This window comes from Flavobacterium aurantiibacter (genome assembly GCF_002251775.1).
In the GTDB taxonomy this organism is placed as follows: Bacteria; Bacteroidota; Bacteroidia; order Flavobacteriales; family Flavobacteriaceae; genus Flavobacterium; species Flavobacterium aurantiibacter.
In genome coordinates this window covers 1-4,229 of sequence record NZ_NOXX01000119.1, presented here as the reverse complement: position 1 = coordinate 4,229, position 4,229 = coordinate 1, and the positions used below count along the sequence as shown (strand labels likewise).

The 4,229-nt window shown below is 43.5% G+C and carries 2 protein-coding genes; both read left to right on the top strand.

Annotated features, from left to right (window positions below; genetic code table 11):
- Window positions 1-585 precede the first annotated feature (585 nt).
- Window positions 586-2,952, top strand: coding sequence for a TonB-dependent receptor (locus CHX27_RS02010; RefSeq protein ID WP_094485096.1), 2,367 nt, complete (start codon window positions 586-588; stop codon window positions 2,950-2,952).
- Between the two features lie 6 nt (window positions 2,953-2,958).
- Window positions 2,959-3,783 carry a DUF4249 domain-containing protein gene (locus CHX27_RS02005; protein WP_094485095.1) on the top strand — a complete coding sequence of 275 codons (825 nt, stop codon included), beginning with the start codon at window positions 2,959-2,961 and terminating at the stop codon, window positions 3,781-3,783.
- The last annotated feature ends 446 nt before the right edge of the window (window positions 3,784-4,229 follow it).

Below are 4,229 nucleotides of genomic sequence, written 5' to 3'. Positions count from 1 at the left end.
TTTCGCTTTTTTCTATTTTTTAGCTTTTTAGCTGTTAGCTGTTAGATTTTTAGCTTCTTTCGCTTTTTTCTATTTTTTCTATTTTTCCCTTACGCACCTTCCCCGCGCGAACGGGTGCAGCGATATCCTTTTAGGCGTTACGTTTTTCCACTACCGTTTTGCCTNCATTGTGAAACATCGCGCTCCATTTTCGCTTTTTTCTATTTTTTAGCTTTTTAGCTGTTAGCTGTTAGATTTTTAGCTTCTTTCGCTTTTTTCTATTTTTTCTATTTTTCCCTTACGCACCTTCCCCGCGCGAACGGGTGCAGCGATATCCTTTTAGGCGTTACGTTTTTCCACTACCGTTTTGCCTAAAAGATAAAGCGGAACACGTGACGGCGTGAACCACTTTTGCGCAGCGACGACTCGTTTGCCGGCGCGCCCAAAAAAAGAAGAACCTTTTCAAAAACTGTTTCGGTGCTTTGGCTGTCTGGCTTAGACGGGCATATCACAAAAAAATCTTAAATTTTAAAATCGTTAAACAAAACACAACACTTGAGGCGCTAATAGTGTGCATCTTTGCAGCGTCAAAATCAAAAACGAACTATGTTTAAATCAAAATTTCTACTTGCCTTAGCACTGGTAGTTCAATGTAGCTTTGGGCAAAAATCGCACACCATTAGTGGTACCATCACCGATTCATCGACCAACGAAACGTTGATCGGCGTGAATTTGTACGCTCCCGAAACCAAATCGGGTGCTGCCACCAACGAATACGGGTTTTACTCGATTACACTTCCCGAAGGAAACTACAAACTGGAAATCAGCTATGTGGGTTACGGAACTCAAGTTATTGATATTCAGTTAACTTCCGACTTGCGAAAAAACATCAGTTTAATACCGGAAGGTCAGGAACTGGAAGAAGTTGTAATCACGGAAAAGCCGAAAGCCGTGATCCGACGGCCGGAAATGAGCGTGAACAAACTCTCGATCGAAACCATCAAAAAAATGCCCGTTGTTTTGGGGGAAGTCGACGTAATTAAGTCGATTCTCCTGCTCCCGGGCGTCACCAATGCCGGCGAAGGTGCTTCGGGATTTAACGTACGCGGCGGTGGTGCCGACCAAAACCTCATCCTACTCGACGAAGCCCTTATTTTTAACTCCTCCCACGTATTTGGATTCTTTTCGGTGTTTAATCCCGACGCGATAAAAGATCTAAAATTGTACAAGGGCGGAATTCCCTCGCGCTTCGGCGGAAGAGCCTCGTCGGTTTTAGACATTTATCAAAAAGACGGAAATTCCAAGAAATTTTCGATGACAGGAGGAATCGGATTGATTGCGAGCAGGTTACTTGCTGAAGGTCCGTTCGACAAAGACAAAGGTTCGTTTCTGGTAGCCGGCCGATCTTCATACGCACACCTGTTCTTGAAACTTACCGACAACCGCAACAGCGCCTATTTTTACGACCTCAACACCAAAATTAGCTACAAACTAAACGACAACAACAGCCTGTACCTTTCGGGTTATTTTGGTCGCGATGTTTTTAACCTTTCGGGTAGTTTTGAGAACATTTACGGAAACGCTACTTTAAACTTGCGTTGGAACCACATTTATAACGACAAGTTATTCAGCAACTTATCGGCAATTTACAGCGATTATTACTACGGACTTACACTCGATTTCATCGGGTTTAAATACGATTCGGGTATTAAAAACTACAACCTGAAATACGACTTTAAACACTATTTAAGCGATACCTGGAAATTGGGATACGGCGTCAACGGTATTTACTACGATTTTAATCCGGGAACGATTATTCCGGTAGGCGAATCGTCGGGAATTAACCGCCGACAACTGGATAAAAAATACGCATTCGAACCCGCAGCTTACCTGGAAGCCGAACACAAAGTCTCGCAAAAACTGAGCTTTTATTACGGTTTACGTTACAGTCAGTTTTATCGCATGGGACAATCGACCGTGAATTTATACGCCGATAACAATCCGGTGATTTTTAACCAAGAATTGCAGATTTACGAAAAAGCCACGCCAATCGGCACACGTGTATACGATTCGGGAGAAGTGATTAAAACTTACGATTTCCTAGAACCGCGATTCTCAGTATCCTACGCTTTTAACGCCGATACCTCGGTAAAGGCCAGTTACAACCGCATGGTGCAATACCTGCAACTCGTAACCAATACGGCTTCTCCGACACCACTTGATGTTTGGACACCCAGCGACCAGTACATCCGACCGCAAATTGCCGATCAAACTGCTGTTGGATACTTTAAGAATTTTAGAAACGGAGATTATTCGCTGGAAGTTGAATCGTTTTACAAAACCGTGCAAAACCGCATTGATTATATCGACGGAGCCGACTTAATTGCAAACGAAGCTTTGGAGCAAGTTATTCTTAACGGCGAACTCCGCGCTTACGGTTTGGAAATTTTAGCGCGAAAAAACTCGGGGAAAATCAACGGCTGGGTTTCTTATACTTTGTCGAAATCCGAACAACGAACTCCGGGACGTAACGCTACGGAAACAGGCATCAACAACGGACAATGGTACTCGTCTGTTTTTGATAAAACGCACAACTTGGCCGTTACCGGAAGTTATGTGCCTTCTAAAAAATGGACGTACTCGGCCAACTTCATCCTACAAACCGGACAACCAGCTACTTTTCCAAACGGACAATATCAATACCAAGGCATTACCGTTCCGAGTTACGGCTTGCGCAACGGCGATAGGCTTCCGACGTTTCACCACTTGGATTTAGCAGTTACTTATACACCAAAACCCGACAAAAAGAAAGGTTGGCAAAGCGAATGGGTTTTTAGCGTATATAACGTGTACAATCGGATGAACGCCGCTTCGATAAGTTTCTCGCAAAACGAATTCACTGGGCGTAATGAGGCAGCGCGCTTCTCTATTTTCGGAGCAGTTCCGGCGGTGAGTTATAACTTTAAATTCTAAGAAATCATGAAAAAAATATATATCCTTTTTTGTTTAGCGGCTTTTAGTTTGATGAGTTGCGAAGAAGTAATAACCGTAGGCCTAGACACAGCTCCTGAGAAACTCGTCATCGATGCATCGATCCAATGGGAAAAAGGCACGGCGGGCAATGTGCAAACCATTAAGTTATCGAAAACCGCACCGTACAACAGTCAGCTGATACCCACCGTTCAAGGCGCGGTGGTTACGGTACGTTCGCAAAGTGGGCAAACCTTTGATTTTGTGAATCAGCCCAACACAGGAAATTACATTTGTACGACTTTTGTGCCGCAAATCGACGAGGTGTACACCTTAACGGTGGTTGTCGATGGGCAAACGTACACCGCTACCGAAACCTTGAAAGGAGTTCCGGTGATTGATAAGATCGAACAGAATTTAGCGGGCGGATTTACCGGCGAAGACATTGAAATTAAGACGTTTTATACCGATCCGGCGCCTAGTGTCGATTTTTATTTATTTCGTTACAAAGCATCGTATGCGGCTATTCCGTTTTTTGAAGTAACCGACGATCGTTTTAATCAAGGAAACCAAATTTTTGATTATTTCACAGACGAGAATTTAGAAGTGGGTCAGACGATCGACATCAGTTTTATGGGCATTTCCGAGCGGTATTACAACTACATGAACATTTTGTTGAGTGTTGCGGGAAGTAATGGCGGTAGTCCGTTTCAATCGCCTCCAGCCACGGTTCGCGGAAACATTGTTAACAACACTAATCCGGATAATTATCCTTTAGGTTTTTTCAACTGCAGCGAGCGCACTACAACGACATACACGATTACAGAAAATTAAACGGATTGAACGCTAGTTGCCGAAGTACAGCGCAGCGTTTTTTACGTAAATTTTTATTTGGGGGTGCCGGCGGTGCTATCGTAGTGCTTCGCAAACGTTTCACGGAACCGCCGTCGCGCCATCCGCTGTATCTTTCCGGCAAACGAATGGTGGAAATACGATAACGCCGCAAAGGATGCCGCTGCTGTCGCTCACCCGGGCGGAGCTGCAAATAAAAAAAAATAGAAAAAATAGAAAAAATAGAAAAAATAGAAAAAATAGAAAAAATAGAAAAAATAGAAAAAATAGAAAAAATAGAAAAAATAGAAAGAAGGGAAAGAAGGGAAAGATGCGAAAGAAGTTAAAAAAGCGAAAGATGCGCCTTCGACAGGCTCAGGCACCATCTTTTTAAGCGCACAGATAACACTGAACCTCACAGAATTTTGCGCAATAGGGTACCGTTGAGG

What these genes read in the sequence shown, in the direction of transcription:
- CHX27_RS02005 (WP_094485095.1), top strand. Translation starts at nt 2,959, where the DNA reads ATGAAAAAAATATATATCCTTTTTTGTTTAGCGGCTTTTAGTTTGATG.
- CHX27_RS02010 (WP_094485096.1), top strand. Translation starts at nt 586, where the DNA reads ATGTTTAAATCAAAATTTCTACTTGCCTTAGCACTGGTAGTTCAATGT.